This is a genomic window from Streptomyces sp. ADI95-17, assembly GCF_003846175.1.
Lineage (GTDB): Bacteria > Actinomycetota > Actinomycetes > Streptomycetales > Streptomycetaceae > Streptomyces > Streptomyces sanglieri.
The window spans coordinates 53,371-57,769 of record NZ_ML123057.1 but is presented as its reverse complement, the minus strand read 5'-3'; the positions used below and the strand labels follow the sequence as shown (position 1 = coordinate 57,769).

Below are 4,399 nucleotides of genomic sequence, written 5' to 3'. Positions count from 1 at the left end.
CCTGAACAACAGGCCGCCCCGGCCCCCGCACACCCTCAGACGATCACGCCCCCGACAACGTGACAACGCCCTCCCCCCTGGACCCCTACCTCGACTACCTGCAACAACGCTGGGACGAGGGACAGCACAGCGCGAAGACCCTGCACGAGGAACTCCGGACCAAGGGCTACCTCGGCCACTACCAGCGCGTGAAAATGGTCGCACCCCTCCGACGGCGAGAACTGCCTCAGCGGGCCGGCTCGGCATCCGGCTCCTCACCCGGAGCGGAAATCGGGCCCGGGTCCTTGGTGTCGGTATCGAACGGCGGTGCGTCCTCGGTCCACTTCATCGAGGTGATCGTCGTGTAGTCCTGCAGATCGCCCTTGCTCACACCGTCACCGCTCCGGGTGGCCACCGTCTCGGTGCCGAGCGGCATGCCCGTGGACTTGTCGAAGATCAGGCGGATTTCGACGGGCCCGTGGGGGCTGGGGAGCGCGACGGCGTAGCCGGTACGGCCGGTGTGGTCCTTGACGTCGCCGAGGGAGCGCACGCCGGGTTCGGCGGCGAGGAGGCGGTAGGCGGCGGCGCGCAGGGCCGGGGTGGACGGGAGGGTCGTGGCGAGTCGGACGGCTGTGTCGACGACGATCCCGTCGAGGATTTTCTTGGGGGCGTTGTAGTCCTTGTCGACCAGGGTGAACAGGCACTTGCGGAGGGCCTGTTCATCGGTGGGGAGCGTGGCCAGGACGCGGAGCGGGATGTCGCCCATCGGGACGATGTCCCCGGTTCCGCCGGGGGCGTCGTGCTGGATCTCGCCCTTGCCGGCATAGGTGAGGGTCTCCCCCTCCAGGTTCCACGATGTGGGGGAACCGTCCGCCTTCCACGCCGCCTCGTCGGCCTTCGTGGCCGGACGTGCCCCCAGGTCCAGGGACTGCGACCACTGCTTGTTCTCGGCGGCGGCCGTCCAGTACCGGTGCTCGGTGCGGGCGGCGACGGTGTAGTGCTTGCCCGGGACCTTGTGGAGGGAACCGATGTGTTCCTCCACGTACCAGTACGTGGAGGAACCGGCTGGTTGCTGCTCGACGTGGGAGGCGGCAGCGAGAAGGATCTGGCTGCCGGAGCCCGATGTCGCGGAGGGGGCGGATCCTGGCTTCTGCGGCATGGTGTCGGTGATCACCAGAGCCGCCACCGCCGCCGCGGCGGCCAGGGCGAGACCCGGGACGAGAGAGCGGCCCACCCTCCGCGGCCGGGCAGTGGCGCGAGCCGTGCGCATCGCGCGCGGACGGCTCGTGAACGTTGCGCGCTCCTCTTCCCGGACCGCCGACGGCGTGGGACGGTCGGGGTCGAGGTGGGCGGGGCGGGCGGCTGTCAGACGGTGCAGGATGTCGTTCTTCACCGGGCTTCCTTTCCTACGGCGATCCGGACTCGGGTGGACACGCGCCGCGCGGCTGCGGCCTCCTCCGTGGGTGGGGAGGCCGACGCGGCCTGGGTGAGACGTTTGCGCGCCCGGTGCAGACGGACCCGCAGGGTGATGGGCGAGCAGCCGACCACCACGGCCGCCTGCGCCGGGGTCAGGCCCTGCCACCCGGAGAGAATCAGCAGTTCCCGATCGTCCTCCGGCAGCGTGGCCAGCGCCTTGAGCAGCGCGTTGCGCTCGGATACCTCCTCGGCAATGTCCGCCTCGGCGGGTTCCCCCCAGGAGCGCAGTTCGGCGGCGAACGATGCGCGCCTGGCCTCCGCCCGGATGTTGTCCCGCAGGATGTTGCGGGCGACCCCGAGCAGCCATGGCAGCGGCGACTCGGGGACGTCGTCCAGCTTGCGCCAGGCCACTGTGAACGTCTCGTTCACCACCTCGTCGGCGACCTGCCGTCCCGCACGGCTGACCACATAGGCCCACACGCGTTGCCGACAGCCGTCATAGATAGCGGTGAAACGATCCGCGTCGTAGTCGGGCACTGCCGCACCTCCTGTCCCTCCTGGTGTGATCTGTCGTTAGGTAGTGGGCCGAACGGGCTGATCGTTACAGCGCCATGTCGGAAAACACACCCGAGAGACGAGGCGTACGTCACATCAGTGTCCGCAAGACCGCTGCGCAGGCCCCGGGCGTCATCGCCCGGGGCTTCGTGCTGTCGGCGGCCGGCTGCTCTGCACGGATGTGGGCGCGGGCCTGCAACGCGAGGCGCAACACGGGCGTCAGGAGCCTCTTCTGAGGCATCACCACAGGTCAGGGGTGAAACGTAGAAGTTCCCCAACGGCGGCCAGACGTCTCCCCACCCTCGAAGGTGTGGGTCTTCGGTAGTCGACACCGCGTGATCGTGGAGGAGCGGCCTCGACTCGACAGCTCTCGACTCGTAGTGCCGGAACACCGCGACGATCAGACCATCCCGGACCGGCTCGCGGTGCTTGCCACCGCTCCCCCACCGGATCTGTGCGACCGACTCCTCCAGCCACCCCAGTGCTTTGTCCCGGGCGATGTCTTGGCATAGCTCCAGCACCATGCGGTGCTCGTCATCCCCCAGCGCCCACGCGATGTGTGCCGTCGACGGCGCCCGGAACACCAGGTCCATGGCCAGCCAGGGCGACCGCTCCTCAGTGTTCAGGCCGGGACACACCGTGGCCATCGCATGCGAGTCCGGATCCGGCAAGGCCACCACCGCCCGCATCGCGCTGCGCCTGGAGGAGCCTGCTACAGGCGAGGCCCGCTTCGACGGCTCGGACATCACCCGCCTCCAGGGCCGCGACCTGCTGCCCTTCCGAAGTGCCGTCCAGCCGGTCTTCCAAAACCCCTACGCCTCGCTCGACCCCCGCCACACCATCGAGCGGATTGCCGATCCGCTGCGCGTACACGGCATCGGCGACCGCCGTGCCCGTCCGTCGGCGGACTCGGCGCTGTCCCGGTGCACCGCAACGAACGGGGTCGCCTGGTGGGGGAGGCACACGTGCTCCGGGCTGTGCCAGCGGGCTCAGTCGGTCGTGTTCGGGCGGTCAGCGGCGGCGACGAGGTCGGCGAAGGTGAGCGGTTCGCCCGGGGCAGGGGCGGGAGCCGGTGCGGCCTGCGTGGTCAGGCCGTCGAGGGCAAGGTCGAGATGGCGGTGCAGCAGAGTGCCGTCCGTGTCGAGGCGGGAGAGACCACCGGGCAGGGGGCGGGACAGCCGGATCGACAGGAGGATCAGATCCCCCGCCCCCACCTCGGGGCGCAGCCTGCCGGATTCGTGCGCCGCGCGGATCAGGTCGTCGAGCGCCCCTGATGTGCGGGTCCGGCTTTCGATCAACTCCTGGTCGACAACGAGCCGTTCGAGCAGCACCGGGATTACCGCGCCCATCCGGAGGCCGGCTGCCGCGTGGACGAAGCGCCGCACCGCGGCGTACGCGTCACCCTCCTCCCGCGCCGCCTGGTGGGCCGCGGCCTCAAGGCGTGAGAGCAGGTCACCGGTGAGATCACGCACGAGTGCCTCGCGGTCGGCGTAGCGACGGTAGAGCGTGGCCGGCCCCACACCCGCTCGGCGCACGATCAGGTCCAGCGGGGCGTCCAGGCCCCGCTCCAGGAACACATCGCGGGCGGCATCCAGGATCCGTCGTCTGCTGCGTTCGGCGTCCGCCCGCATGAGATCCACCTTCCATCAATGAAGCGGAGAATTTCTCTCCGTCTATGCTAGCGTGCCGTAGGCGGAGAAAAGCTCTCCGCTTCACTCGAAAGGGGCTTCGCCATGAACACTGACGCGCTGAATATCCGCACTGTCATCGACGGTGTCGAGTACGGGGACGATGCCGTTCGGCAGTGGGAGCTGGACCGTTCACGGGCAGCGCTCACCCTGCTGAAGCAGCGGATCGGCGACGAGCGGATGCGGGAACTCCTCGCCCCCGATCTCGCCGCGTCAGACGCGGCGATGGCACAGCTTCCGAACGGGTCCGGAGGAGCCTGGCGGTCGGCCGTCACCGAAATGACAGTCGCCGGGATCGACGCGGACCGGTTCCTCACCTGGTGGCAGGGCCGACTCGCGGGCGGTGACCGGTCCGCGCTGCTCTCCGCCAACCCCGAGCACTACCTCGCCGACTCCAGCGGCGGAGTGGTCGAGATCATCGAGACCATAGGATCCGGCCCCCTCCGGTTCTTCCTCACCTTCCACGACGGCGTCGAAATCGCGGACGAGGGTCACGAGGAGTACCCCGTACGCATCGGCGGCACCGGACGCCTCGGTGACGGCACGGAGATCGCCCGCGTCATGCATGAGTTCGGCGACGGCCCCGACGGCCTGCGCATCCGTCTGACCATCCAGTTCCCGGCCAACGCCCCTGAGCACGTCTTCGTCGGACATCAGTGGCACTTCGCCTGCGAGTTCACCAACTGGCTGGAAGGCGCGCACGCCCAGGCGTGAGCTCCTTCCGCACGCAGGCGGGGATCCCCTGGCGATCAGGGGATCCC

At 69.4% G+C, this 4,399-nt stretch carries 4 protein-coding genes and 1 pseudogene; 1 reads left to right on the top strand and 4 read right to left on the bottom strand.

What is annotated here, in order from left to right; all coding sequences use genetic code 11:
- Positions 1-226 precede the first annotated feature (226 nt).
- The 4 genes and pseudogenes from EES42_RS43345 to EES42_RS43325 form a co-directional block, all read right to left on the bottom strand.
- Positions 227-1,372, bottom strand: a complete 1,146-nt coding sequence (locus EES42_RS43345; protein WP_124723692.1) for a CU044_5270 family protein — start codon at positions 1,370-1,372, stop codon at positions 227-229.
- Positions 1,369-1,932 (bottom strand): RNA polymerase sigma factor, encoded by a 564-nt coding sequence (locus EES42_RS43340; protein ID WP_124723691.1) that lies wholly within the window; start codon positions 1,930-1,932, stop codon positions 1,369-1,371. Before EES42_RS43340 ends, EES42_RS43345 begins: the two co-directional genes overlap by 4 nt.
- Before the next feature lie 347 nt (positions 1,933-2,279).
- A pseudogene (locus tag EES42_RS43335) lies at positions 2,280-2,696 on the bottom strand (relaxase domain-containing protein); the annotation flags it as partial.
- A gap of 243 nt (positions 2,697-2,939) precedes the next feature.
- Positions 2,940-3,581: a TetR/AcrR family transcriptional regulator gene (locus tag EES42_RS43325; RefSeq protein ID WP_124723690.1), complete on the bottom strand. Its 642-nt coding sequence runs from the start codon at positions 3,579-3,581 to the stop codon at positions 2,940-2,942.
- 102 nt (positions 3,582-3,683) lie between these two features.
- Here EES42_RS43325 and EES42_RS43320 point away from each other — a divergent pair, with 102 nt between their 5' ends.
- A complete protein-coding gene (locus EES42_RS43320) occupies positions 3,684-4,352 on the top strand; it encodes a hypothetical protein (protein WP_124723689.1) in 669 nt (222 codons plus the stop codon).
- Positions 4,353-4,399 lie beyond the last annotated feature (47 nt).